Source organism: Wolbachia endosymbiont (group A) of Pherbina coryleti (assembly GCF_964026875.1).
GTDB lineage: Bacteria > Pseudomonadota > Alphaproteobacteria > Rickettsiales > Anaplasmataceae > Wolbachia > Wolbachia pipientis.
The window spans coordinates 791211-817692 of record NZ_OZ034706.1 but is presented as its reverse complement, the minus strand read 5'-3'; the positions used below and the strand labels follow the sequence as shown (position 1 = coordinate 817692).

Here is a 26482-nt window from a genome sequence, read left to right as displayed (position 1 = left end):
TTAAGAGATTGTGAGCAAATTTAGAGAGGTTAAAGTGGATACTCTAGCCCTTCTACGTTTGTCTTTTAATGAAAATCGCGACCAAGTTATAGTGAGTTTTTTAAGAAATGCTTTTAAACTATTAATTTTGGTTAATACTAAAAATAACTCTCTAACCCGCCTTTTTAGCTCAATAAATGCCTTTGTTAAGCTAAGTTCTGTATTCTTTTTCACTTCTGTGCAACCAACTATGCCGTGAAATATAAGAATTGCGCACAATTTAGCATATAGTTCACATAATACTCTGCATGGCTTTCCTTTTAGCTTATCAAGCCTGATATGGCTTTTATACAATTTAAATAATAACTCAATTTGCCACCTTACTCTGTAAATCGTTAATACTTGCTCAGCACTAATTTTATTTTCTGGAACATTAGTTATAAATATTGACCAGTTCAACAATTTTTGATTTCTTTTAGAGGATCTGCGATCTTGCTAATCTATTAGCTTTCCTTCTTCTGCCCATAGACTGTTCTTCAGTTAGTTTCTGACATATAATTCTTACTCTAATTTTTGCTTCTTTTCCTAACAATACCTCGTTTTCTAAAAATAACTTATCCTCTCAACATTCTAATAACTCCATTTTTTGATTTGTTTCTACATCATATATGTTGGTATCGACGACTTATGAAATAAGCTCCTATTTCATTGATTTGTTTAAAAGAACTTGGCACAAAATAACCGAGATCAGATATTAGCAAATCATTGCTTAATATATTACTTAAATGTTTCCTATATCCCTGGTCTGATCTTACCCCCTCCGTTAAATTAAGTTGGTCTATTATCTGATTCATGTAGTCGAAAACTAATTGTAACTTTATTCCAGACTTAGTATTGCTTTCATAGCCACTGTAGCTAGTACCATAACCTTTATACATCTCTTCCATACTGTTAGGTAGAGTAATATAGCTACTGTCCAATAATTTAACACTATTAAATTGCTGTAAGATTTTGCAATCAACTTGCAAGATATTTTTAAAGAGAATCACAGATTCATTATACATCCTTTTCATAAATTCCACTGCTTCTTCAGTAAATCTAAAATCCAAACCTTGTTTTGTTATATCTATCGAGTCCTCGTTTAGTAATTGACACATTGTTTCTACGCTACAATTATCAACTCCTATATTACCCAAGACCATGGCTTTTACGAATGATGAACCTTTTAGCTTTCTCTTTCTTTTTATAAACCTTGTTGTAATTGAGATTTTCTCTGCTTTTTCATTAAAAAATTCTTTGAGCTTTTTTGATAAGCAAGTTATTTTATTCATTGGTTCTCTCACTAAAAGTATATCTGGGAGAACTTATACCTTATTATTCTATCTCTTTCATACCTTTATTTCCTTAACTTGACGCGTATGGCTACTCCATCAGTCTGAACCCCTCCATCTTTGTTTATCACTACACTTTGGCTCTCTTTCTCTACAACTTCAGGTTTTAAGTCAACTTGAACACTTCCATCTATTGTCTTAAAAGCATCAGTTTGAACTTCATTGTTTGCAGTAGTTTTATCGTAGTACAAAATATTTTCTGCCCATCTATTCCATCTCTTGGGCAATATTCGTCCAATCGTTTTTAGATATAACCAAGCAAATACAGTAGACCAGCTGTATTTTTTTTCCTTTCGCTTAATATTAATTTCATAATTAACCTTATTATTAATATTTAGCATAAAATTACCTTATTTTTTAACTTTAATTTACAGAAAATTTTAATAGTAATAAAGTTATATATATTAGTATAAATGTTAAACAAATACTAACACAGGTGTCAAATTATGGTAAAGTCTTTGCCCGCCTAATACACTTTAAGCAGAAATGTACATGTCTGCAAGTACAGCATTTGCTTTTTCTATCGCTCTTGCTAACACTTCCTGTTCATTGTTCTGATTTTTCACATTGATTACCTGAGCAGCCAAGTTTGCAGGAAAAGTGACCAAACTGACTTCCCATAATTCCACTTGTTTTAACACTCTAGCTCCACTTTTATGATCAACATCATACTCTATAGGTATATAGCCGATGGAAAGTCCGTTAATTGCCCCAGTTTTGAGCATCAAATACACTTCTTCTGCTTTCTGAATACCCAAAAGTAAATGTGCGGTTATATACAGGCCAACATCATTTTCATAAATATCTATGATGCTACCTATAGGTTCGTCAGGATTATGCTGCCAAAGGAGTTTTATTTTATTTCTGTTTAAATTTTCCTTAAATGCTCCAGGCAATATCAGATCATTTTGTTTATCAACTATATTAAAAACGCTAGCATAACCAGAAAATACACCGTTTTCTCCTATGCTTTTTATTGACAATGGTGAATAGAGAAATTTCTTATTCATAAAGCCTCCTGTAGTATTGGGAATTTTGTTTCGCAATGCACTGCGATATAATTCTATTATATGCAGTGCTCTAAAAGGGGGAAGCACTTTTCTTAGTTACTAAAAACGCTAAATTGTAATATGGTACAATGTTACAACGATGTCATGAAAGTAGCTGAAACTGGTTCCTTTATGACGGCAGTACCTTCTCCTGTCATCCGAGTAGCCTCCTTTTTTTGTCATCCCAGTGCTTGACACTGGGATGGCTTTGTTGCATAGCAACTGAAAAAATCTGGTGGCTACTGACAAAATTCATTATAAAATAGCCATTTAACCTTGAAAGAAAAAATATGCCACAAAAAATGAGGGTCAGTAACCATAGCGAATATAACAAATTTCTAGAAAAAAGAGGAAATATTTTTCATTATATCAACGAAGCCATAGAAAAGTGGTACGAGAATGGTCCAAAAATACCAGGTGGCAACAATATTTATAGCGATAAAGTTGTAATTTTGGTGCACATAATAACTTGTTTATTTAGAATAGGCCTGAGGCAAACAGTTGGGTTTATAGCAGGATACCTTGAGCAAATTGGGAAAAATTTGCAAGTTATCAGCTATTCACAATCATCAAGAAGGTTTAAGAAACTCAATATTAAGATCAATGATTGCAGAAAATAATATGGAAGATATCGAAATTGCTATAGACAGTACAGGAATTAGTATATACAACAACACTCCTGGTCATAGCAAAGAAAATAGCGAAGATAGAAAGTATCGCAGCTATGAACAGACAAGAAAATTGCATGTAATGTTGAATACAAACAGCAAAAAAGCCATAGCTGTAAAATACAGTAACGGCTGATCACTATGGAGCTTGTGATTTGCTAAAAGAAGTCGATTTTCAGTATGTCATAAAAGTACTATATGCAGATAGGGCATATGACAGAGAAAAGCTCTATAAGCTGTGTAATCAATATGGTATAAAAACGAAAATTCCTCCGAAAAACAACGCAGCAGAGCATCCAAAGTTAGACTATATGGCTGAGAGAAATGCTGCAATTAGACTAATAAAATCATGCAGCGAAGATGGAATGAAGAGGTGGAAAAGGCAAACAAACTACGGAAAAAGATCTTATATAGAAAGTTTTTTCTCGCGACTGAAACAAACATTCGGGTTTAGTTTTAGGAATAAATCTGAGACAAATAGAGAGAAGGAACTAAATGCTATTTGCTCAATAAGTTCACTGATATTGGTATGGCTAAATTTGAGATAGCTTCATAAATTTATTGTGCGTTACCTACTATCCGAAGAGCGATGCAACAAAGCCCACTGGGATCCAGAAGACTTAATTTCAACCAAGTGGCTGCATAATAAAGGCTGGATTCCAGTGTCAAGCACTGGAATGACATCACAGGGGCATTGACCTCTCTTGGGCTCTTTTAGCTATAAACATTAAGAAATTTACCAAATGAAAAAAAAGGCAAAAGAAGCCCTGGGGTTATTATCTGCTTTAAAATATTGGCGTTTTTTATGTTTTAAACGCTTGACAAGCGAGATTCAGCCGCTTTTAATTGCAACTAACCTACGCTGCAAATGTTTAAGAAATTTACCAAGCAGAAAAAAAGACAAAGAATCCCCGAGTTAGCTAGTCTTTTACTATCTCTGTCAAGTATTGGCATTTTTTGATGTCTTGTAACGCTTTATAAGCGCGTTCAGCTTATTTAGATAAAAATCTAGATGTAGATGAAGTTTTGTAAAGACATACAGTATCTATATACTGCAAAAAATTAAACATAAGACGCCGATACATTAAGTAATCCTTACCTTTTAATCTGCAGATTGGCGAAAGCAAATACAATAGCTTCAGTTTCATGATAAGGGGGCTGGCGGAGTTTGTCAAGCAAGTTTTTAGCCCTGTCTCCTTGCTATAATGTTCATATCGATAGAAAAGCAAAAGAATAGAATGAAATATCAAGTGATATCCTCTATAATTAAATTTTTTGAATGAAGAGATGACGGTTCGCGTAGGAATTAATGGTCTGGGTAGAATAGGCAGAGGTGTATTGCGTGCTATTTATGAAATAGAAAAGTATAGTGAGCAAATAGAAGTTGTAGCTGTAAATGGATCGCTCAGTGCAAAGCAGCATGCACATTTGATTAAATATGATTCTGTTCATGGCAAATTCAGTGGTGATATTGACTTTAATGAGTCTCAAAATTGGCTATCCATAAATGGCAAAAAGTTTTTTTTATATAGAGAACGGAGCCCTGAAAATATTCCTTGGAATGTTGATGTAATACTTGAATGTACTGGTGCATTCAACAAACGTGAAGAAGCAATAAGGCACAATGCAGAGAAAGTAATTGTCTCTGCTCCAGTTCCGGATGCTGATGTAACTATAGTTTATGGTGTGAATAATGATATGCTCAAAAAAGAGCATAAAGTAATATCAGCAGGTTCTTGCACTACAAATTGCCTTGCTCCGATTGTGAAAGTCCTACACTCCAGTTTAGGTATAAAAAGCGGTTTTATGACTACTATACATGCCTACACGAATGATCAAAATGTTCTTGATGGTAATCATAAAGATTTGCGTAGAGCAAGGGCTTGCGGATTATCTATGGTGCCAACTACAACCGGGGCAGCAAAAACAATTGGTTCTATAATTCCTGAATTAAAGGGCAAGCTAGATGGCACTGCCGTCAGAGTTCCGGTTAGCAATGTTTCTATGGTTGATTTTACATTTACGACTGATAAGAAAGCGACCGTTAAAGAAATCAATGAAATGTTTAAGGATGCAGCTCTCTCCTCTACGTCATTCCAGCGCGTGACGCTGGAATCTAATTTCTGGATCCCAGTGTCAGCTACTCGGATGACATCAGAGGGTACTAGGATGACAGAGGGTTATCCAATGTCAAATGTACTTTCTATATGCGAGGAACCTTTAGTCTCAATAGATTTTGTGCATAACCCTTATAGTGCAATTGTGGATTTAACTGGTACATATGTTACAGGTGATATATGCAGGGTTGCAGCGTGGTATGACAATGAGTGGGCTTTTTCGCTGAGAATGTTAGACATAGCATTATTGAGCTATAGTAAAGTATGAACTGGAACTCAAGCAAATACGCCTCATTTTATGAGCACTTTGCGGAACTCAGAAAAAGAGTTATCTTTTGCTTTCTATTTTTTTGCGTTGCTTTTGGTTTTTGTTATTACTTTAAGGAAAATATATACCGTTTTTTACTCGCACCTTTAATAGAAGCAACAAAAGGTAGCGAAGGTTTTTCTTTAATTTACACAGACTTAACAGAGGCATTTTTTGTGTATCTCCAAGTTGCAATAATGAGCGCACTTTTGTTTTCTTTTCCTGTGTTTGCATGGCAATTTTATATGTTCTTAGCACCTGGGTTATATAAAAGTGAAAGGGCAGTGTTGTTGCCATACTTGATTGCAACACCGGTTTTATTTGTAACGGGAGCTACTGTAGTCTATTACTATATATTTCCTTTAGCCTGGAAGTTTTTCATCACTTTTGAACATAGTGGGAAATCTTTCGGTATACCAATAGAGTTTATGCCATCAGTTAGCGAATATTTAGACCTCGTTCTCCAATTTATGTTTGCTTTTGGCACTGCATTTCAAATTCCAGTAATACTCACATTAATGGTGAGAGTAGGGTTACTCACTACACAAAGTTTGTCAAATAAACGCAGAATCGCGATAGTGGTAATTTTTATTATCGCTGCAATCTTAACTCCACCTGATGTATTAAGCCAAGTAGGGCTTGCAATACCAATGCTGATTCTATATGAATTGTCCATTCTGATATGTAGGTATATTGAAAAAAAGAAGACAAAGATTTAAACAAAGGAATCCCTCTCATCTCCTTTATATCACATTTTTAACTTACAACATTCTTATTCAGGACTTAAATATGGAAATGTTTCATAAATTGATTGTAATACTTTGTTAAGTTCAGCCTTACTTTTGATGATCAATAATACTGTATCATCACCTGCTATAGTTCCTATAATTCCTATGTTTTTGCTATTATTTAATGAATAAATAACATACTTCTGATCTAGAAAGCAAGCTAGGCTGCTAGCTTGTCCTGGTTGAGTGTGTAGTACTATTAAACCAAAATCCGAAATTTGCATATTAAGTATTAATGGTAATCGATATTGGTTGATGTCAATTACTTTATACATACCAGCAACTTTGGCAATTTTAAGTTCTTTCAATTTTCTTGATAAAGTAGCCTGAGAAATGTTATACCCTCTTTTTTTGAGTAAGGTCTGTAAATCGCTCTGTTCTAAAATTTCATGATTTTGAATAATATTTAAAATATGTTCACCTAGTGTGTTGTCATGCATTATGCATTTTCCTCATATTGAATATGTAATAAGTATATTTGAAATTATATTCATTATTTCTTGACTATTCAATTTTTAATGTCTATATTCACAAGATGAATAAAATATGAATATAAATTAGTAATATGAAAAAATACATTTTAAATGCTATTATAGCGATAAGTATTCTATTAACAGGATGCAAGGAAGATAAACACGATAATATCATTAGATTTGCAATTTCTGCAGATTATCCACCTTTTGAATATTATGAAAATGGTAAATTTACTGGCTTTGACATTGAGCTTGCTCAATTAGTAGCAAAAGAGTTAGGTAAAGAAGCGATATTTAAAGATATGCAGTTTAGTACTATATTTGCAGCATTGCAAAGTAATTCTGTAGATGCTGCTATATCTACTATTGGTAGCACAGAAGAGCGTGAAAAAAATTTTGATTTTTCAAATAGTTATTATACAGGGGAATTTGGTATTCTATATCACAAAAATAAACCCATAGCCGGTATAAACAACTTAACTCACAAGAAGATAGCCGTTCAACTAGGAACTGTCATGGAAATTTGGCTAAAAGAGCATGTTCCTACAACAGCTCAAATTATTGCTATAGACAATAATAATCAAGCTGTAGAAACATTAAAGTCTGGTCATGTTGATAGCGTCCTAATTGATGAATTCCAAGGTAAAGTATTTAGCAAAAAAAATTCTGGTCTATCATGGTCAGCCATCGCTAAGTCAGATAATGGTTATTCTATTGCTGTGAATAAAGGATCTGATTTAAAGGATAAAATAAACGAGGCGTTAAAAAGTTTAGAAAGTAAAGGTGTAATACAAAAGATAGCAGAAAAATGGCTAGGAGATAACTGATGCAAGAATTAATTTCTAATTTCTTGTTTGTTGGAACAGGCCTTGCCTTTACTTTAAAATTATTGATTGGAGGACTGCTTTTAGGTATGAGTCTAGGAGGGTTATTTTCAGTACTCAGATATAATAAGATCTGTATTCCATTAATTAATGGAATTATATCTGTAATACGTGGCACCCCCCTTATATTACAGTTAAGTGTTGTTTATTTTATGACTCCAACCATTGCAGGAATTAAATTAAACATATTTAGTGCTGGCATTATAGCATTTGGTCTAAATAGCTGTGCTTATATTGCTGAGATTTTACGAGCTGGTATTGAAACTATATCAAAAAACCAGTTTGAAGCAGCTAAAACTTTACAAATACCTAGTTTCTATATGTGGAGAGATATTATATTACCACAAGTTATTAAAAATATTCTTCCTGCAATGATAAATGAGATCATTGCACTCCTTAAAGAAACGGCATTAATCTCTACTATTGGTGGTGTTGATATTATGCGCTCTGCGCAAATGCTTGCAGCAGAACAATTTACTTATTTTATACCACTTTGTCTTGCTGGGGCTTATTATTACGCTCTTGTATTACTAATTGAATATATAGGCAAAAAGATTGAACAGAAAGGTATATATGATAAAAATGCATAATGTTTGTAAATTATTTAATAATATTCCAGTACTTAATAATATTAACCTGATTATAGAACAATCTATAGTTGGTCTTGCTGGTCCTTCTGGTAGTGGTAAATCAACATTGTTACGTTGTATACAAAAACTCGAAGTTTTAGATTCTGGTAGCATTGAATGCAATGATAGTACTGGTTTTGTATTTCAGGATTTTCAACTTTTCCCACATATGACTGTCTGGGAAAATCTTACATATGCTCCCAAACTTAAAAACAAAACTCAGGATCAAAGTGATTCACTACTTGAGTCTTTGGGTATTGCCTCTAAAAAAAATGATTACCCTAGTAATCTATCCGGTGGGCAAAAACAGCGGGTTGCGCTTGCCAGAAGCTTAATGATGAATCCAAGGATTCTATTATGCGATGAGCCAACGTCTGGTTTAGATGTAGCAACAATAGTCGACGTTGTGGAACTATTACAATCAGTTAGAGATATGGGTATTACTATGATTATCGCTTCTCACAATTTGGATTTTTTAACAAAAATATCAGATCGGATTATTCTGTTAAAAAACGGAAAAATAATTGTAGATATCAATCCTAAAGAAATTGATGAACCAACAAACTATTTAAAAAATAATTATTAAAAGAGAATCACTCATATCATACTGAGAGCTATAACAGATCTTAGCATCGAAAATTACATAATGTATATTATGGAAAATAAATTACATAATATAAGAAGCAACGCTAAAAATAAAATCACATAATATAGCAAACTATAGCTAACCCAAGAAAGGTTTTCCTACGTCATACCGCCGCGATATCTCAGCATAGATTCCGCTAACAAGTAGCGGAATGACGAATTTTTGTTTTTCAAACTGTCGGTAAATCTAAGTCAGTTTAGCTATATGTGTCAAGCACTGGGATGACACCCTCCTGATGGGCCAAAATCACAATGTTCGTACAGTTATGGAATGAATCGCGGTATGACGTGTTGCTTTGATCAGCTATAAAGATGATGCTGCGGAAGTTTTTAGTACTTGCTCGCAACTTTCAACAATTTAATAGCACTGGTGTTTACAACCTCTCCGCCGACACGCTTAGTGACAAAAAACCTCACATAAGGTTTATTCGTATAAGGGTCTCTTAATATTCTCATTCCTCTGTTATCTACAATCTTATAAGCTTGTTTGAAATCTGCCATCGCAATTACTGGTAGCTGATTGTTTGGCGCTGGTGGCATATCGGCAGATTGATATACTGGTATTCCCATTAAAGTATCTGGAGCTTCAAGCGACAGACTTGGCTGCCAGAGATACTGACCTGTTTGAGATTTTAGCAGCCTGATATCCTTCAACGTACTCCTATTCATCAAAAATGACGCATTTTTGGAATAATATTCGTCCAGAGAGTAATACAACATCATTATTGAATCACTATCTAATTTTTCAGTTTTAACTTGCTCTATTTTATTATAACTGTTTCCATTTTCATAAGCTAAAATTCCTTTTGGTTGAAAAGTGCCCTCACCCTTAATGAAGGCTTCGCTTTCTTCCTTACTAAAAGTCTCGGCAATCTTTTCCACCAGCCAACTCTCAACATCGACAAACGCATCATCGAGTAACTTTTGTGATATTTGTGGTTGAGCATATAACTCGTAAGTTGTGACGGAAATCTTTTGGATTTTGGGCGTGTCCGTATCTTTTGCAAAATCATACTTAGACTTATTGCCACCGTCCTCATCATCTACTGTTTCACTGCTCCAACCTGCACCGGCGCGGTCAAAATCTTCTATAATGTAATCCAATGTTTCAGTAGAGATTCTTTGACTGGAGCATATTTGTCGCATTGGGGACGAATCAGTTACGCGCTTGTTTATGCGTTTTACAATATGCGGAGTAACTAGATACCCCCCGATATCACTGTCATCTCCACTGAGGGTTTTGTGTGATAAACCGCTTTCCATTCCCTTGCGGATATAATCAGAAAAATATTTATCGCTTGTGCTAAAATCTGTATTTACTTCTGGGCGTTGAGCTGCAGTTTCGATCAAGTCTAAACGCTCTTTGCAACTATCAATGGCATTATTTACCTTGCATAGCTGCTCAATTGTTGCAGAATCAGCACGCCCTTTGCTTTCAATTTCTTTTAGTTTGCGATCATTTATTAATTTAAATTGCTCCCATGATGAAGCGAGTTCATTGATACGGTGAGCGATATCGGTAAGTGACATAATAGCCTCCTTTGAAAATGAAATAAAAATGGAAATAAGGTAATAGGAATGGCATCCACAGATGTTTCCCACAGTTGTACGAATATTGCAATATGGTACATAGTAAACGATGTCATTCCAGTGCTCCCTTTCTTGTCATCCCAGTGCTTGACACTGGGATGGCTTTGTTGCATCGCTAGCTATGATGGATTAAAGATAAAAAAGATAGGGAATATCAGTAGCTTATTATTCTGGTATTTATAACAAGAACGGTCAATGAATACCTAAATTTGAGTAAAAGAAATTTCACTACCATTTACCAATCCGGCTAAAATTCAAGAATTTCAATGCTTTAGCTATTTTCAATAGAATTAAATTTATTAATATAAATAACAAATTACTATTCTTAAATTTGATCAGATTGATTGCAAAAAAACAAGATTTTCAATAGGTTGCTTATAATCCTAACTATAGTTAGCCTTTCATAAGTAGCGATGCAACAAAGCCCACTGGGATCCAGCTTCTATGCAACTTAATTAAAAACGTTTGTTTTAGCGTAAGACAACTACCTTTAGCTCATCAGCTCAGTTATAAGCAAAATTTCTGGATTCCAGTTTCAAGCACTGGAATGACATCATCTGTTGTGCAATTTACCTTTAAAAATGAATGTTCGTACAGTTATGTGCTTGGCACTGAAATGGCATCATTTTTTATCTGTTGAAAATGTAAACCGAAAAATAGCGTGGCACTTTGTGCCACGCTTAGTACTGTAAGCTTAATCCAGTAATTAAATTAAGCGAGGTAAAATAAAAGATAATGACACTATATAATGTTCGTTCTTTTATGTCAAGCACTTTTTTGAATTTTTTTGGTGATAATTTTTATCCAGTTATTTTATTATTGTAGTATAATTTCAATGCCAGATACTATCATTATGATCACTATCTAAATTTAAATCGTAATTATCATCAAATTTATATATCCCCTCCATCTCTTCTCTATGCAATTCATGTGAATCACCTAAAGCTTTTTGATTAGAAACGTCAACACAATACTGTAACAGTGCTCTTAATGCTCCAGCACTATCTTGATCTAAATTAAAATTGCTAAAATCAAATTTCTGCATATTCTCCACATGTCCTTCTCTACATAACCTACATATCTTAGCAAAAGCCCTTTCACTTTCTCGACTCCAAGCATTAAGAAAGTAAGGATCTACTACTTTGCTAAATTGTTTCTCTATCTCTTCAAGAGAGCTCTCTGGATTAAGTTCTAATATTACTTTGAAAATCCCACTGCCATGGAATCCATAAAATTTACTAGATAAGCTATCTTTTACAAAATTAACTGCATCATCTATTGTAACACCAGAGCGAGATTCAAATATCATCTCAAATGCTCCATAACAACTATCAATACCAAAATTAATTATTTTTTCCATAAAATCAATTACCTCTTCTAAGGAAATTTGTGGCTTATTCCTCAAGATAACTTCTAAACTCTTGACAAAATTATGCCCATGCTGACCCATAGCATGGGTTTTCCCATTTATTGTATAATGATATAGCTTCTTATTTTCTATTATATGCTTATTGCACTGGTAGATATGTAGCTTATTCAATTTGCCAGAATATTCCTCTATTTCCTTATCTGGTAATTTTGAGCGGAATTCCTTGATTACTTCGCGTATTATTCTATTGATATTACTCATGCTTATTCCTAATTAATATGTTAGTATTTTTATAAATTAAGTTATTATATTAAAATTCTTTCATGGATTTCAATATTAGCTCCGCACTACTTGTAGTTTTTGTAATGGGTCTGCCAATGACGATATAATCAGCTCCTGAATTTATTGCTTCTTTTGGTGTTGCTGTTCTTTTTTGGTCGTCATGACCTGGATCTATACGAATTCCTGGAGTAATAATTTTAAAGTCTTCACCGCACTCTCGGCGCACTTCTTGAGCTTCTAGTGCAGAACAGACTACTCCATGGAGTCCAATCTTTTTTGCAAGCTTTGCAAGCAAAATTACCTGTGATTTTGCCTCTCTTGCTACTCCAAGCTCGTTTAAATCCTCATTGCTCATACTAGTTAGCACTGTCACTCCAATCAGCTTTATTTTTGTGCCTTGCACTACACTTAGCGCTTCTTCAAGCATTTTTGTTCCACCGCTGATGTGCAGAGTTAACATTTCAACGTTCAGAACTTTTATTACTTCAACTGTTTTAGCTACAGTGTTTGGAATGTCATGCAATTTCAGATCTAAAAAAATTGGTACATTGCATTTTGCAACTTCTTGCACTCCAGAAAGACCTTGAGCAGCAAAAAATTCTAATCCCAGCTTTACCATGCCAACTTTACCACGCAGAGCATTAGCTAGAGAAATAGCCTTATTTAAGTCTTGTGTATCCAGTGCGCATATTATTGGGTTCATTATCTTGCATGATTTATCTTATAATAAGACTCATTGTTGTGTTTTGCAAATACTTTCACTCTGATTACGTTCATAAGATTCTGTCAATAGTGAATTTGGCAATTTGATCGGAGTGGATGAGCGACTTGCATATCCAAGATCCTCCAGTAAACAATCAAACGTTTCCTCTGATGGTGATTCACATCTAGAATCTTCACCTAGCGTGAATTGCATAATTTCCTTCAATATAAACTTTATTTTTTGAGTCTCCTGTAATATTATTTTTCTACTACGATCTCCGATCGCTTCATTATTGTTTACCAATTTTTCTACCTTGTCTACCACAGATTCTAACATTTCCGGTAAATAACCCTTTTTCTCTTCTGCATTTCTCAACAAATCTTCTTCAAGTTGTTCTATTTGACTGTCTCGCTCTAAAAGTAAATTTTTTAAACCTTTTACCTCATTGTTACAATCTTTTCTTATTCCGTCTAACTCAAAAGACTGATTTTCAATTAAACCATTTGCTTCATCTAACTCGTCAAATTTCTTTTCCAATTTTTTAGATAAATTTTCCTTTTCTTTATTGATTTTTCTGATTTCACATTTTAGGTCATCTAATTTTGTATGCAACTTTTTTTCTTCCTCATATAATATATCTCTTTCTTTATAAAGTGTGTCTTCTTTCTTACGTAATATATCTCTTTCTTTATAAAATTTGTCTTCTTTCTCGTATAACTCCCTTATTTCTTTACGTAATTTTTCTACTTCCTCATTCAATTTTTTATTTTCTAATTCTTTGCATTGATTATTGTCTATTTTCCCTTTCAATTCTGTTATACGTTCTTCTTTTTCTTGTAACTGTTCACGTAAACACGAGATTTTAAGATGTAATTCTTCTTCTCGTGCAACAAGCTTATCTATTTCCTCTTTTGTTTTGTCCAATTCATTGTCTATTTCAAACGTACGATTCTTTGCTGTTTCTAATTTTTTCTCTAAAGATTTTTTTTCTTCAAGAAGAGATTCTCTCTCAACTTCTGACTCATTTACTTTCTGATTCAATTTTTTTGCTCTCTTGTCTAAATTTTGCTTTTCTCGAGTTAATTCATGTAATTGATTCTTCACTTCTTTGTTTACAGCTTCTTCAGCTTCCTTTCCTAGAGTTATTTTATTTTCCAACTCTTGCTCTTTTTGAGCGAATTTATTTCTCTCAATCTCTATTTTCTTATTATTACGAATTATTTTATATAAAAGTGCAAGCACCAAAACAGATAATGTAGCTAAAGCAAGAATTAGAGGAAGAGGCACATTAGAAGTTACAATAAGCGCTAAAGATGTAAGTAACGTAAGAGTAGCTAAGGAACTAGCTACAAAATAAAATGCATTAGCCTCACTAAGCAAATTGCTCATTACTCCCCTCCCCCCCACGTTCAGCAGTCTTGTATATATTTATTAAAATTCTCTTATCTGTGGAGGGGAGTATTTATTTTTATCCTGCACCTACAACAAACTTCCCATCTTCAGTCTGCTAGCTAAAAATGGCTAAGGTTTTATGTATCCAGTGTACAACTGTACTCAAAATGTGTGGTAGCTATTGGTTGGGGTAGAACATATACTGGTATATCCAGAATCACATGAAGCGTCATTCAGCTTACGTGATGGTCTGGATGTGTATTGCTGTGATTCTCCTATAGAATTTTCAATTTTCCCGTTAGTCTGCTTATTCGACACCTTTGTAACATTATGAGTCTTCTTAAAATTTCGACAAATAACCCCAATCCTAGTATTGTCAAGTACTTTACTTCCACAATCTTCTATTTCCTTTAATAAACTAATCAGATTTGCTGGTGAAAAATTCTCATTAGTATTGCGTAAAATTGTGTCAATAAATATATTTTGCAATTCTTTCTTCTGAAAATACTCATTTATTATTTTTTTACGTGTGTCTGTGTCTAATGTAGGAATCTTAATGTGTGTAGACAAACGACCACCCCTAATAAGTGCATCATCTAAAACATTTATACGATTAGTTGCAGCAATCACCGTCACACCTTTTCTAAATTCAAATCCATCCAATTCAGCTAATAAATTATTTAAAGATTCTACATTATTATCACTGCGCATTTTGCCAATGCTATCAATTTCATCTATAAAAATTATACAAGGAGTGTTTTTTTTTGCTTTCTCAAAAACCTTATTTATATTTGACACATTAAGCAAATCAGATCCAGAAACACTTATAAATGCAGATTTGAATCTAGTTTCACTTGCAATCGCCTTAGCAGTCATAGTCTTACCAGTTCCTGGTGGACCATACAAAATGTATCCTTCTCCTTTTTCTAGAGCATTTGGTTCACAAATCCTTATCAACTTTTGTTTTATATCGTTTTGAAGTATAACATCATCAAATGTTATCTTTCCTCTTTCTTCATCTTTTCCATAAAACTTCATCCGCAGCTCTTCTTTTACTTCAACTTTCTTTATGAGACTACCAAGCCTTTCTTCTAATTCCTCTTTTGTTATGAGACTACCAATTAGCTTTTCCATTTCATCGCTAAGCTTCTTACTTAGCTCTTCCATTTCACCTTTTGTTGTAGCATTATTAGCTTGCTTTGAAATTTCATCTAATTTTGCCGTGAAACTACTAATTAGCTCTTCCACTTCATCTTTTTTTGCAGCACTACCCATTAGCTTTACAATTTCATTGTATTGACTACTAAGCCTCTTATTTAGCTCTTTGATTTGAAGCTCTAAGCTCTAAGCTTTGTATTATATTTTCTTGCTCTTTAGCTAATCCATTTTTTTCATTAGGTTCTGCTTTTTGTGCATCAAGCTTTTTATTCTGGCTGATCATTTTACATGAAAGTACAAGCACCAGAACAGAAAGTATAGACAAACTCAAAGCAACCATACGCGTCAAGTTAAGGAAATAAAGGTATGAAAGAGATAGAATAATAAGGTATAAGTTCTCCCAGATATACTTTTAGTGAGAGAACCAATGAATAAAATAACTTGCTTATCAAAAAAGCTCAAAGAATTTTTTAATGAAAAAGCAGAGAAAATCTCAATTACAACAAGGTTTATAAAAAGAAAGAGAAAGCTAAAAGGTTCATCATTCGTAAAAGCCATGGTCTTGGGTAATATAGGAGTTGATAATTGTAGCGTAGAAACAATGTGTCAATTACTAAACGAGGACTCGATAGATATAACAAAACAAGGTTTGGATTTTAGATTTACTGAAGAAGCAGTGGAATTTATGAAAAGGATGTATAATGAATCTGTGATTCTCTTTAAAAATATCTTGCAAGTTGATTGCAAAATCTTACAGCAATTTAATAGTGTTAAATTATTGGACAGTAGCTATATTACTCTACCTAACAGTATGGAAGAGATGTATAAAGGTTATGGTACTAGCTACAGTGGCTATGAAAGCAATACTAAGTCTGGAATAAAGTTACAATTAGTTTTCGACTACATGAATCAGATAATAGACCAACTTAATTTAACGGAGGGGGTAAGATCAGACCAGGGATATAGGAAACATTTAAGTAATATATTAAGCAATGATTTGCTAATATCTGATCTCGGTTATTTTGTGCCAAGTTCTTTTAAACAAATCAATGAAATAGGAGCTTATTTCATAAGTCGTCGATACCAACATATATGATGTAGAAACAAATCAAAAAATGGAGTTATTAGAATGTTGAGAGGATAAGTTATTTTTAGAAAACGAGGTATTGTTAGGAAAAGAAGCAAAAATTAGAGTAAGAATTATAGCTCTTTTTACAATAATCCGAACAGACCGTAATATGCTACTGGCCTGCTATAGCCATAAACACATATCTTATCGCATTCGGACTATTATAAGAAAGGCTATATATGTCAGAAACTAACTGAAGAACAGTCTATGGGCAGAAGAAGGAAAGCTAATAGATTAGCAAGATCGCAGATCCTCTAAAAGAAATCAAAAATTGTTGAACTGGTCAATATTTATAACTAATGTTCCAGAAAATAAAATTAGTGCTGAGCAAGTATTAACGATTTACAGAGTAAGGTGGCAAATTGAGTTATTATTTAAATTGTATAAAAGCCATATCAGGCTTGATAAGCTAAAAGGAAAGCCATGCAGAGTATTATGTGAACTATATGCTAAATTGTGCGCAATTCTTATATTTCACGGCATAGTTGGTTGCACAGAAGTGAAAAAGAATACAGAACTTAGCTTAACAAAGGCATTTATTGAGCTAAAAAGGCGGGTTAGAGAGTTATTTTTAGTATTAACCAAAATTAATAGTTTAAAAGCATTTCTTAAAAAACTCACTATAACTTGGTCGCGATTTTCATTAAAAGACAAACGTAGAAGGGCTAGAGTATCCACTTTAACCTCTCTAAATTTGCTCACAATCTCTTAACTTGACGCGTATGCTCAAAGCAACAGGAAGAGCTACATTAAAGGCTGCAACTGAAGACAAGAACTTAACATAAGGGGCAACAGCAAGTGTCCCAGACGCAAGCAATACCAAAGTAGCAAGAGCACCAGCTATAAGATATGGTGCATTGGTTTTACTATACAAATCCCTCATTATTCCCTCATACTAATAATGATTACAATAGCATGGATATTAAAGGAAGTAAAGCTATAAAAATCAGTATAAGTCTATATTCACTATGTATTTTCCGTCTTCAGTTTCAAGCTCAGACTGCATCCACTCTATCGTTTCCGCATTGCAAACTGCCTGCAAATCATCCTGTGCAGATTGATTCAATTTATCCTCTCGTAGATCTGCTTTTATCATCAACTTTTTTATCAGATGCTTAACTGATACATTATTATCTGCCTTTATCTTTCTGATAATGTTTAATATCTGAATAACATTATCTCCCATTTCCTCTGAATATTTATCGTAGATAAGTTCTTCTTTGCTCGGCCAATTACTTTGATTGTGTACAGAATTATAACTATACAATTGGTGGTATATCTCTTCTGTAATGTAAGGCAAGAAAGGTGCAAATAACCGCAAAATAATATTCAGTACATACGCCAAGCTTTGTTTTGCACTTAAACTGCTTCCGTACGCACGTTTTTTTACTAACTCCAAGTAACTATCACAAAAATCCTTCCAAAAAAATTCCTCTATTACGCCCAAAGCTTCGCAGTATTCAAATTTTAATAGGTTGTTCGTTGCTCTTTCTATAACTTTGTATAACTTAGACAATATCCACTTATCCATTGTCTCGTGAGCAGAATTTATGCTCATCACTTGATGCTTTTCCATGAACATGGAAACGAACTTGCTAGCGTTCCAAAGTTTTGTAACGAGGCGCTTGCCAATTTTGAATGTATTTTCAGAGTAGACTGTATCAACTCCAAGCCTTGAGTTCGCTGCCCAATAGCGCACTACATCAGCTCCATAAGTTTCAAGTATTACATGAGGAGTAATGATGTTACCCTTTGATTTACTCATCTTTTTCTTATCATCTGCTAAACACCAACCGCTGATCATAATGTTTTTCCAAGGTAAAGAATTTGCATGATAATGTGCCTTTAAAATAGTATAAAAAGCCCAAGTTCTTATTATCTCATGGCTCTGGCTGCGCAGATCTGCAGGAAATATCGTATCATAGCGATGATTTGGTAAGCTAAACTCACTGTTTACTGCTAGTGCACTTAGTTGAGGAGTAATTGAACTTGTGGCCCAGGTATCCATTACATCTTGATCTGGGATAACCTCTTCTTTGCTATACCCTTTTGGCAAATCTTTCAATGGATCTATAGGCAGGTCCTTTATCTCAGCTAGAATAATTTTACCTTCTTCTCCCTTACGGTTGGAATACCACGCTGGAAATGGCACACCAAAATAACGTTGCCTTGAGATGCACCAGTCCCAATTTAGCCCTTCTATCCACACTTCCATACTTTTACGCATAGTAGCTGGATGCCAATTGCATTCTTTTACTTTATCTAATACTTGAGCTTTTTGCTCTAAGGTCTTGATAAACCATTGATAAGTAGGCAATATCTCAAGTGGTGCACCAGATCTTTCTGCACACTTAACAGAATGAGAAATGTTAGTGCTTTCTACCAAAAGTCCTTTTTCAGTTAGGATTTCGATTATCCGCTTTCTTGCTGCTGTAACTTTCAATCCATTTATTTCATTTAGTATATCGTCTGTCATCCCAGTAGCCCCTATGGTGTCATCCCAGTGCCCAGACACTGGGATCCATTCTTCTTTTTTCTGACCATACGCTGACATGATATCTTCCTCTGTCATCGCTGGCATTGGCTCTTTTTCCTGGATTCCAGTGTCAAGCACTGGAATGACATCATCTAGGTCCATCCTTCCATCCTGATCGATGATAATTTTCATCGGTAGATTATGCTTTTGCTGCCAATATATGTCGAGTTCATCACCGAATGTACAACACATAACAAGCCCGGTGCCTTTATCTATTTTAACCTTATCATCTGCTATTATTGGAACTTTCTCCTCTGTTATTGGCACTACCGCTGTTTTTCCGATCAGATGAGTGTAGCGCGTATCCTCTGGATGACAAAAAACTGCAACACATGCAGGAAGTAACTCAGGCCGCGTAGTTGCAATGTTGATCTGCTCATTTTCTTGAGTAGAGAAAACTATCGTGTTTAAGGATGACTCAAAAACTTTATCTTCTATTTCTGCTTGCGCAATTGCGGTTTTATCAACCGGGTCCCAAAGGATGGGCTGCATTTTTCTATATGCATATCCCTTATTATATAGATCAATAAACGACATCTGTGAAAGCGTCACAGTTTCCTTGCTGATCGTGTGATATTCCAAATCCCAGTCATAACTAATGCCGACCGATTTAAATAGTTCCTTGAATTCTTGCTTTGATTTTTCAATAACCTCATGGCACATCTCTATAAATTTTTCCCTGCCAACTTCTTTTGCGCGGGTTTTATAGGTTTGCTCAACCAATCTTTCAGTGGGAAGCCCATTATCATCAAACCCAATTGGGTAAAACACATCTTTTCCCAGCATGCGCTGAAACCTTGCAATAAAGTCCGTGTGGCAATAGCTAAATATATGGCCGATATGGAGTTTTCCTGATATTGTCGGTGGAGGCGTGTCTATAGTGAAAGTGTTATCCTTTTCACCATTCCATTTATAAACTTTACTACCTTCCCATAATATGTTGCATTTGTCTTCAACTTCTTTAAAGCCGTATTTTTCTTTTAACATAAATATTTCTCAATTTTAAACTTTAAGCTAGCAACGTCATACCGCCGCGGTATCTCTAGATCCCGCTAACAAGCAGCGGAATGACGATGGTCGGTAAACCTAAATTACTTTAGCTATAGCACAATTACGGCAATTTTACGCCAAAATTTTTTGTTTACGAACATAAATTTTCTATGCTATGATAAAAATATTACTTGACCTTAGGTTCTAAGGGTATTATGTAATGTTAAATTATAATTGAGGTTCGTTATGCTAAGCTTAAAGAATGGTACAATACAGGTTGCCGATGATAAAATAGTGCTTGTTATAAAAAAAGATGATTATGAAGAATTTAAAAAGTATAAAAACGTAGATAAGAGTGGTGCTATAATTGATGACAAGTTTTATGTGGGCTGTACGCTAAATGATCAACAACTATATATTACTGGTTCTTATCCTCAAGAAGAACTAGGAGATAATACAATCATGAATGTAAAATCCGTTGGGAAAAAGGGTGGCAAATATTTTAGTCGCCTAGAAGAAATGAAAAATCTGTTAGGCTTTAACGATGGGAAAGAGGAGATTATGGTAAAAGCCCTATCTTGCCATCCCACAGTACAATTGTTAGAAGAGAAAAATGTTAAAACAACAGAATTGGAAGCTGCAGAAGAGCAGTTAAAGGGGAAAAATGAAGAATTAGAAGCTGCAAAGAAGAAAGCTGAGGAGGAATTGAGAATTAAAACACAAGAATTACAAGATCAATTGGACACAGCTCAGCAGGAAAAACAAGACTTAGAAGCTGAAGTGGAAAAACTAAAGGCAATAGATTCTACAGCGTTGCAGCAGCAGTTAGAAGAGAAAAATGCTAAAATAACAGAATTGGAAGCATTAGATGCTGTGGCGTTACAGCAAAAGTTAACAGAGAAAGAGAATGAAATGACAGCATTAAAAGCTCAACCAGATGCTGCTGTTACGAAGTTAGAGGGTGAAAAAACAACACTAACAAATAAAATAAAAGATTTAGAAGCACAGTTAAACAACCAACCAAATGCTGCTCAGTTAAAAGCCAAAGAGGATGAAATAAATAAACTAAATGATGAAGTTGCGCAGTTAAAGGCAGCACCAAATGATACTGCTGCTCAGTTAAAAGCCAAAGAGAATGAAATAATAGCATTAAAAGATCAAGTTCAGCAGTTGCAAGCAGCACCAAATGATACTGCTGCTCAGTTAAAAGCCAAAAAGGATGAAACAAAAGACTTACAAAATCGATTGACTGAAGCTGAGGAGAAAAATAGAAAACTAGAAGATAAAAGCAAAACAACTGAGCAACCAAAACAAGGCAATGGAGCACGGTACACTGCTACTGTTGGTATGGGTCTTGCTGCTGGACTGATAGCATTTACTGCACGAACGTACAGTTAAGTTAGAGATGTTAGTAATGATTGGTATAGCAGTAGCATCTGCACTCGTAGCCGGTGGTATTACATATGCAGTATTACCTAGTACTCAAGTAGATGGGGCAAAAGCACAAGAAGTAAATGAGAATGGGAAAAAGAAGTAACAAGGGTTAAGCCGAAATGTACGTGTCAAGTAAAACACTTGACGCGAACTTCAGTTTTTATATTCCTTCATTAGCATAATATAATTTTGTGCTGATTGTGTAATATGTTTAATTTCTTCATTCGACATTTTTTTGAAGAATTTTGCTGGCCTGCCAGCCCATATTTCCCCACTTTTTATCACTTTTCCGTGTGTTACCAGTGAGCCAGCAGCTACCATAGCTTCAGGCTCCACAACTGCATGGTCCATCACGGTAGAGCCCATACTAATAAACGCCTTATCATGCACCGTGCATGCGTGCAACACACAAAAATGTCCCACTGTTACCATGCTGCCAATAATTGTGTCACCACCTGGGTTTCTATCCACATGAATTACCGTTCCATCTTGAATATTTGTTCCATTACCTATTTTTATTGATCCAACGTCCCCTCTGATTACACAATTAAACCAGATGCTTGCATCTCTTCCTATTTCAACCTTGCCTATGATATGCGAACCACCTGCGATGAAAGCACTTTCGTCTATTTTTGGTTCATAATCTTTATATTTTAAAATGTGATACATATTAAGCCCAAAGTCTTATGCATATGTTAATCAAAATAAGGTAAGCAGTAAATACATACTTAGATTTCAAACTACTTGGGTGACAGATGTTCTTGACTTACGTGCTTTGTACTGCTAAGATTTTTATTTTCAGCCCTATCTATAATGTCAGTAGCGGTATTAAGTATATTTCAAATAATATTGGTTGTTGTGTTAGTAATTTTAGTGCTCTTGCAGCCGCCTGGAAGTAGTTCGTTAAGTGGTTTTAGTAATACACAACAGGGGGTCAATTCGATGATTCCGGTGAAATCTTCTGAAAACCCGCTCAGCAGAATAACGGCTATTGTTGCTGGATTGTTTATTATAAACACATTGCTATTGTCAGGATTATGTTCAAAAGACGTACATAAAAAATCGATCGCAGAAAAAATTATATTAGAAAAAAAGCAAGAAAGTGAATCTACTTCTGTTCCATTTGAAAATTAATGAAGGAAGCTAAATTTATCTTTGTCACAGGTGGAGTTGTGTCATCGCTTGGTAAAGGCTTAGTTGCTTCGAGTGTTGGTGCGCTTCTTCAAGCTCACGGTTTTAAGATCCGTATCAGAAAACTTGACCCGTATCTCAACATTGATCCTGGGACAATGAACCCAACTCAGCACGGAGAGGTATTTGTTACCGAAGATGGTGCTGAAACTGATTTGGATCTTGGGCATTATGAGCGTTTTACTGGAATTAAAGCAACAAAAGATGACAATATAACAACTGGTAAGATATATCATGAGTTATTGAAGAAAGAGAGGCGTGGTGATTATCTGGGCAAAACTGTGCAAGTCATTCCTCATGTAACAGATTTGATCAAATCGTTCATTTTTAATGGTACGGAAGGTTTAGATTTTGTAATATGTGAAATAGGTGGAACTGTAGGTGACATTGAAAGCCAACCATTTTTGGAGGCTATACGCCAAGTTAACTACACATTAGGAAAACAAAGAGTTATCCTTATTCACTTAACTTTAATACCATATCTTACCGCAGCGCAAGAATTAAAGACAAAGCCAACGCAGCATTCAGTTCGAGAGTTAAATTCCGCGGGGTTACAACCAGATATTATATTATGCCGCAGTGAGAAAGAAATTTTCGATAATCAAAGAGAGAAAATAGCTAAGCTTTGCAATGTTTCTTTATCCAATGTGATACCTGCTCCTGATGTGAGTCATATATATGAGTTACCGGTGTTGTATAGCCAATGTGGGCTTGATACGCAAATTTTGGAGCACTTTCATTTAAGTAAGCCAAGACCAAGCTTGACTGAATGGGATCAAATAGTGCATTCCATAAGGCACCCAACACAGGAAGTTACTGTGTCTATAGTGGGAAAATACACCGAATTCCCTGATGCGTATAAATCACTAGTTGAAGCATTAAATCATGGTGCGATTAGTAATAAAGTCAAAGTAAGGATAAATTGGGTTAACTCAAGAGAGAAGGAAGAAAAACCTATAAATGAAAAACTTATAGGAGAGAAATTACAGAATTCTCATGCAATCCTTGTTCCAGGGGGGTTTGGTGATGACGGAGTAGAGGGTAAAATATTAGCAATAAATTATGCCCGTACAAATAATATCCCATTTTTCGGAATTTGCCTTGGTATGCAGCTTGCAATTATTGAGTTTGCTCGTAATGTTGTTAAGCTTGAAGATGCACACTCTGAAGAATTTCGTAACTGTAAACATCCAATCGTTAAGTTAGCTGGCGATCAAGATGACGATCTTGGTGGAACCATGAGACTTGGGGCATACAAATGTAATATAAATGCAAACTCTAAAATGATGGATGCATATAGTAACACTACTATTTCAGAAAGACACAGGCATAGGTACATAATCAATTCAGATTATAAAGATGACTTAGAAAAAAATGGGCTGTTATGCAGTGGCATATCAGAAGATGGAACGTGCATAGAGGCAGTGGAGTTAGAGAGTCATCCGTGGTTTATTGGTGTGCAGTTTCATCCAGAATTTCAATCAAAGCCGTTTTCTCCTCATCCTCTTTTCGTGTCGTTCGTTAAAGCAGCAATTGATAAGAAATAAGTGCCTAGTGTTTAAGTATCAATATATGGAGCTTGCCATAGAGCAAGCCAAACTCGCTCAAAAAAATGATGAGGTGCCCATAGGTGCTGTAATAGTGAGTGGAGACAATATCATTTCTTCTGCACACAATATATCCAGCGATCCAACTGCACATGCAGAGATGTTAGCGATCAGACAAGCATTTTCAACTCCCACGCTTTGTGATGCTGATATGTACGTAACATTAGAACCATGTCCGATGTGTGCTCAAGCTATTTCCTTTGCCAGAATTAAACGATTGTACTTTGGAGCTTATAATCCAAAAGGTGGAGGAATTGAAAATGGTGCTAAGATATTTCAATTTTGCAGCCATATACCTGAAGTTTATGGTGGGATATTAGAAACAGAATGCTCTTTTTTGTTAAAGGATTTTTTTGAGAAACTAAGGAACATTTGATAAATCGTCATGCTACTTGTTTTCCGATACAAAATCGTCATCCCGCTACTTGTTAGCGGGATCTATGCTAGGAGATACCGTGACGGTATGGCGGTTAAGTAATTCGTCATTCCAGCGCGTGACGCACAACTATACAAACATTGTCCACCAGCAGGGTGTCATCCGAGTAGCTGACACTGCCCTCCTTTGTCATCCCAGTGCCCTGACTACTTGGATCCAGAAGACTTAATTTTAACCAAGTGGCTGCATAATAAAGGCTGGATTCCAGTGTCAAGCACTGGAATGACATTACAGTGACACTGGGATGACATCATCCTTTTCTCTGGATTCCAGACTGGAATGACAGCCATACGCGTCAAGTTAAGGAAATAAAGGTATGAAAGAGATAGAATAATAAGGTATAAGTTCTCCCAGATATACTTTTAGTGAGAGAACCAATGAATAAAATAACTTGCTTATCAAAAAAGCTCAAAGAATTTTTTAATGAAAAAGCAGAGAAAATCTCAATTACAACAAGGTTTATAAAAAGAAAGAGAAAGCTAAAAGGTTCATCATTCGTAAAAGCCATGGTCTTGGGTAATATAGGAGTTGATAATTGTAGCGTAGAAACAATGTGTCAATTACTAAACGAGGACTCGATAGATATAACAAAACAAGGTTTGGATTTTAGATTTACTGAAGAAGCAGTGGAATTTATGAAAAGGATGTATAATGAATCTGTGATTCTCTTTAAAAATATCTTGCAAGTTGATTGCAAAATCTTACAGCAATTTAATAGTGTTAAATTATTGGACAGTAGCTATATTACTCTACCTAACAGTATGGAAGAGATGTATAAAGGTTATGGTACTAGCTACAGTGGCTATGAAAGCAATACTAAGTCTGGAATAAAGTTACAATTAGTTTTCGACTACATGAATCAGATAATAGACCAACTTAATTTAACGGAGGGGGTAAGATCAGACCAGGGATATAGGAAACATTTAAGTAATATATTAAGCAATGATTTGCTAATATCTGATCTCGGTTATTTTGTGCCAAGTTCTTTTAAACAAATCAATGAAATAGGAGCTTATTTCATAAGTCGTCGATACCAACATATATGATGTAGAAACAAATCAAAAAATGGAGTTATTAGAATGTTGAGAGGATAAGTTATTTTTAGAAAACGAGGTATTGTTAGGAAAAGAAGCAAAAATTAGAGTAAGAATTATATGTCAGAAACTAACTGAAGAACAGTCTATGGGCAGAAGAAGGAAAGCTAATAGATTAGCAAGATCGCAGATCCTCTAAAAGAAATCAAAAATTGTTGAACTGGTCAATATTTATAACTAATGTTCCAGAAAATAAAATTAGTGCTGAGCAAGTATTAACGATTTACAGAGTAAGGTGGCAAATTGAGTTATTATTTAAATTGTATAAAAGCCATATCAGGCTTGATAAGCTAAAAGGAAAGCCATGCAGAGTATTATGTGAACTATATGCTAAATTGTGCGCAATTCTTATATTTCACGGCATAGTTGGTTGCACAGAAGTGAAAAAGAATACAGAACTTAGCTTAACAAAGGCATTTATTGAGCTAAAAAGGCGGGTTAGAGAGTTATTTTTAGTATTAACCAAAATTAATAGTTTAAAAGCATTTCTTAAAAAACTCACTATAACTTGGTCGCGATTTTCATTAAAAGACAAACGTAGAAGGGCTAGAGTATCCACTTTAACCTCTCTAAATTTGCTCACAATCTCTTAACTTGACGCGTATGGGAATGACAGCAGTCCTACGTCATACCGTCACGGT

27 protein-coding genes and 4 pseudogenes are annotated in these 26482 nt (G+C 34.7%); 17 read left to right on the top strand and 14 right to left on the bottom strand.

From position 1 onward, the window contains the following. The 3 genes and pseudogenes from AAGD87_RS04090 to AAGD87_RS04080 form a co-directional block, all read right to left on the bottom strand. Nucleotides 1–1310, bottom strand: a pseudogene (locus AAGD87_RS04090) (IS4 family transposase). A 65-nt stretch (nt 1311–1375) separates the two neighbouring features. Next, a complete protein-coding gene (locus AAGD87_RS04085; RefSeq protein ID WP_264339396.1) occupies nt 1376–1711 on the bottom strand; it encodes a hypothetical protein in 336 nt (111 codons plus the stop codon). Nucleotides 1712–1846: 135 nt separating this feature from the next. Beyond that, a complete protein-coding gene (locus tag AAGD87_RS04080) occupies nt 1847–2380 on the bottom strand; it encodes an HK97 family phage prohead protease (RefSeq protein WP_006280514.1) in 534 nt (177 codons plus the stop codon). A gap of 329 nt (nt 2381–2709) precedes the next feature. Here AAGD87_RS04080 and AAGD87_RS04075 point away from each other — a divergent pair, with 329 nt between their 5' ends. The 6 genes from AAGD87_RS04075 to tatC all read left to right on the top strand — a co-directional run bounded on the left by AAGD87_RS04075 (nt 2710) and on the right by tatC (nt 6230). Next, nucleotides 2710–3039 (top strand): transposase, encoded by a 330-nt coding sequence (locus tag AAGD87_RS04075; RefSeq protein ID WP_007548762.1) that lies wholly within the window; start codon nt 2710–2712, stop codon nt 3037–3039. Continuing rightward, nucleotides 3023–3223 (top strand): hypothetical protein, encoded by a 201-nt coding sequence (locus AAGD87_RS04070; RefSeq protein WP_010082383.1) that lies wholly within the window; start codon nt 3023–3025, stop codon nt 3221–3223. The genes AAGD87_RS04075 and AAGD87_RS04070 overlap by 17 nt, the downstream gene beginning before the upstream one ends. A gap of 19 nt (nt 3224–3242) precedes the next feature. After that, a complete protein-coding gene (locus tag AAGD87_RS04065; protein ID WP_338481864.1) occupies nt 3243–3635 on the top strand; it encodes a transposase in 393 nt (130 codons plus the stop codon). Nucleotides 3636–3830: 195 nt separating this feature from the next. Beyond that, nucleotides 3831–4007 (top strand): hypothetical protein, encoded by a 177-nt coding sequence (locus AAGD87_RS04055; RefSeq protein ID WP_264339401.1) that lies wholly within the window; start codon nt 3831–3833, stop codon nt 4005–4007. A 367-nt stretch (nt 4008–4374) separates the two neighbouring features. Continuing rightward, nucleotides 4375–5472, top strand: coding sequence for a type I glyceraldehyde-3-phosphate dehydrogenase (locus AAGD87_RS04050; protein ID WP_341817798.1), 1098 nt, complete (start codon nt 4375–4377; stop codon nt 5470–5472). Next, nucleotides 5469–6230: a twin-arginine translocase subunit TatC gene (gene tatC, locus AAGD87_RS04045; RefSeq protein ID WP_010962605.1), complete on the top strand. Its 762-nt coding sequence runs from the start codon at nt 5469–5471 to the stop codon at nt 6228–6230. The genes AAGD87_RS04050 and tatC overlap by 4 nt, the downstream gene beginning before the upstream one ends. A 53-nt stretch (nt 6231–6283) precedes the next feature. Here the strand turns inward: tatC and AAGD87_RS04040 are convergent, their stop codons facing one another. Beyond that, the gene (locus tag AAGD87_RS04040; protein WP_341817403.1) at nt 6284–6739 is read right to left on the bottom strand and encodes an ArgR family transcriptional regulator; all 456 of its coding nucleotides are present in this window, start codon (nt 6737–6739) and stop codon (nt 6284–6286) included. Between the two features lie 125 nt (nt 6740–6864). Between AAGD87_RS04040 and AAGD87_RS04035 the strand changes: the two genes are divergently transcribed. The 3 genes from AAGD87_RS04035 to AAGD87_RS04025 are packed head-to-tail and all read left to right on the top strand — an operon-like array spanning nt 6865 to nt 8871. After that, complete coding sequence (locus AAGD87_RS04035) at nt 6865–7599, top strand: ABC transporter substrate-binding protein (RefSeq protein ID WP_341817402.1); 735 nt, start codon at nt 6865–6867, stop codon at nt 7597–7599. Then, on the top strand, nt 7599–8246 hold the full coding sequence (locus AAGD87_RS04030) for an amino acid ABC transporter permease (protein ID WP_007548901.1): 648 nt from the start codon (nt 7599–7601) through the stop codon (nt 8244–8246). Before AAGD87_RS04035 ends, AAGD87_RS04030 begins: the two co-directional genes overlap by 1 nt. After that, entirely contained in the window at nt 8230–8871 is a 642-nt protein-coding gene (locus tag AAGD87_RS04025; RefSeq protein ID WP_077188144.1) for an amino acid ABC transporter ATP-binding protein, read from the top strand. The genes AAGD87_RS04030 and AAGD87_RS04025 overlap by 17 nt, the downstream gene beginning before the upstream one ends. Before the next feature lie 389 nt (nt 8872–9260). Here AAGD87_RS04025 and AAGD87_RS04020 read toward each other — a convergent pair whose 3' ends face one another. The 6 genes from AAGD87_RS04020 to AAGD87_RS03995 all read right to left on the bottom strand — a co-directional run bounded on the left by AAGD87_RS04020 (nt 9261) and on the right by AAGD87_RS03995 (nt 15764). Then, complete coding sequence (locus AAGD87_RS04020) at nt 9261–10460, bottom strand: phage major capsid protein (protein ID WP_065094900.1); 1200 nt, start codon at nt 10458–10460, stop codon at nt 9261–9263. 892 nt (nt 10461–11352) lie between these two features. Further along, nucleotides 11353–12150, bottom strand: coding sequence for a hypothetical protein (locus AAGD87_RS04015; RefSeq protein WP_007548904.1), 798 nt, complete (start codon nt 12148–12150; stop codon nt 11353–11355). A 49-nt stretch (nt 12151–12199) separates the two neighbouring features. Further along, complete coding sequence (gene pyrF, locus AAGD87_RS04010) at nt 12200–12874, bottom strand: orotidine-5'-phosphate decarboxylase (protein ID WP_264339403.1); 675 nt, start codon at nt 12872–12874, stop codon at nt 12200–12202. A 30-nt stretch (nt 12875–12904) separates the two neighbouring features. Beyond that, nucleotides 12905–14263, bottom strand: a complete 1359-nt coding sequence (locus AAGD87_RS04005; protein ID WP_341817401.1) for a hypothetical protein — start codon at nt 14261–14263, stop codon at nt 12905–12907. Nucleotides 14264–14428: 165 nt separating this feature from the next. Beyond that, entirely contained in the window at nt 14429–15541 is a 1113-nt protein-coding gene (locus tag AAGD87_RS04000) for an AAA family ATPase (RefSeq protein WP_341817400.1), read from the bottom strand. Between the two features lie 37 nt (nt 15542–15578). Further along, nucleotides 15579–15764, bottom strand: coding sequence for a hypothetical protein (locus AAGD87_RS03995; RefSeq protein WP_341817399.1), 186 nt, complete (start codon nt 15762–15764; stop codon nt 15579–15581). A gap of 87 nt (nt 15765–15851) precedes the next feature. On the opposite strand from AAGD87_RS03995, the pseudogene AAGD87_RS07805 reads away from it, so the two are divergent. Both AAGD87_RS07805 and AAGD87_RS07800 read left to right on the top strand, forming a co-directional pair. Further along, nucleotides 15852–16626 (top strand): annotated as a pseudogene (locus tag AAGD87_RS07805) (IS4 family transposase); the annotation flags it as partial. Between the two features lie 104 nt (nt 16627–16730). Continuing rightward, nucleotides 16731–17265, top strand: a pseudogene (locus AAGD87_RS07800) (transposase); the annotation flags it as partial. Here AAGD87_RS07800 and AAGD87_RS03985 read toward each other — a convergent pair. Both AAGD87_RS03985 and AAGD87_RS03980 read right to left on the bottom strand, forming a co-directional pair. After that, nucleotides 17242–17436 carry a hypothetical protein gene (locus tag AAGD87_RS03985; RefSeq protein ID WP_341817398.1) on the bottom strand — a complete coding sequence of 65 codons (195 nt, stop codon included), beginning with the start codon at nt 17434–17436 and terminating at the stop codon, nt 17242–17244. The pseudogene AAGD87_RS07800 and the gene AAGD87_RS03985 overlap by 24 nt on opposite strands. A 63-nt stretch (nt 17437–17499) precedes the next feature. Further along, nucleotides 17500–20076 (bottom strand): valine--tRNA ligase, encoded by a 2577-nt coding sequence (locus AAGD87_RS03980; protein WP_341817397.1) that lies wholly within the window; start codon nt 20074–20076, stop codon nt 17500–17502. Between the two features lie 249 nt (nt 20077–20325). Here AAGD87_RS03980 and AAGD87_RS03975 point away from each other — a divergent pair, with 249 nt between their 5' ends. Together AAGD87_RS03975 and AAGD87_RS03970 are read left to right on the top strand one after the other, a co-directional pair. After that, nucleotides 20326–21477 (top strand): hypothetical protein, encoded by a 1152-nt coding sequence (locus AAGD87_RS03975; protein WP_341817396.1) that lies wholly within the window; start codon nt 20326–20328, stop codon nt 21475–21477. Nucleotides 21478–21493: 16 nt separating this feature from the next. Continuing rightward, nucleotides 21494–21616: a hypothetical protein gene (locus AAGD87_RS03970; RefSeq protein WP_341817395.1), complete on the top strand. Its 123-nt coding sequence runs from the start codon at nt 21494–21496 to the stop codon at nt 21614–21616. A gap of 50 nt (nt 21617–21666) precedes the next feature. Here AAGD87_RS03970 and AAGD87_RS03965 read toward each other — a convergent pair whose 3' ends face one another. Continuing rightward, complete coding sequence (locus AAGD87_RS03965; RefSeq protein ID WP_341817394.1) at nt 21667–22182, bottom strand: gamma carbonic anhydrase family protein; 516 nt, start codon at nt 22180–22182, stop codon at nt 21667–21669. A 144-nt stretch (nt 22183–22326) separates the two neighbouring features. On the opposite strand from AAGD87_RS03965, the gene secG reads away from it, so the two are divergent. Genes secG through AAGD87_RS03950 form a run of 3 tightly spaced genes read left to right on the top strand, consistent with a single transcriptional unit; the run spans nt 22327 to nt 24687 of the window. Then, on the top strand, nt 22327–22647 hold the full coding sequence (gene secG / locus AAGD87_RS03960) for a preprotein translocase subunit SecG (RefSeq protein WP_007548880.1): 321 nt from the start codon (nt 22327–22329) through the stop codon (nt 22645–22647). Beyond that, entirely contained in the window at nt 22647–24251 is a 1605-nt protein-coding gene (locus AAGD87_RS03955; RefSeq protein WP_264706087.1) for a CTP synthase, read from the top strand. Before secG ends, AAGD87_RS03955 begins: the two co-directional genes overlap by 1 nt. A gap of 25 nt (nt 24252–24276) precedes the next feature. Next, a complete protein-coding gene (locus AAGD87_RS03950; protein WP_015588966.1) occupies nt 24277–24687 on the top strand; it encodes a nucleoside deaminase in 411 nt (136 codons plus the stop codon). Nucleotides 24688–24893: 206 nt separating this feature from the next. On the opposite strand, the gene AAGD87_RS07795 is transcribed toward AAGD87_RS03950, so the two are convergent. Continuing rightward, nucleotides 24894–25037: a hypothetical protein gene (locus tag AAGD87_RS07795; RefSeq protein ID WP_410541881.1), complete on the bottom strand. Its 144-nt coding sequence runs from the start codon at nt 25035–25037 to the stop codon at nt 24894–24896. 87 nt (nt 25038–25124) lie between these two features. Between AAGD87_RS07795 and AAGD87_RS03940 the strand changes: the two are divergent. Beyond that, a pseudogene (locus AAGD87_RS03940) lies at nt 25125–26434 on the top strand (IS4 family transposase). Nucleotides 26435–26482: the final 48 nt, after the last annotated feature.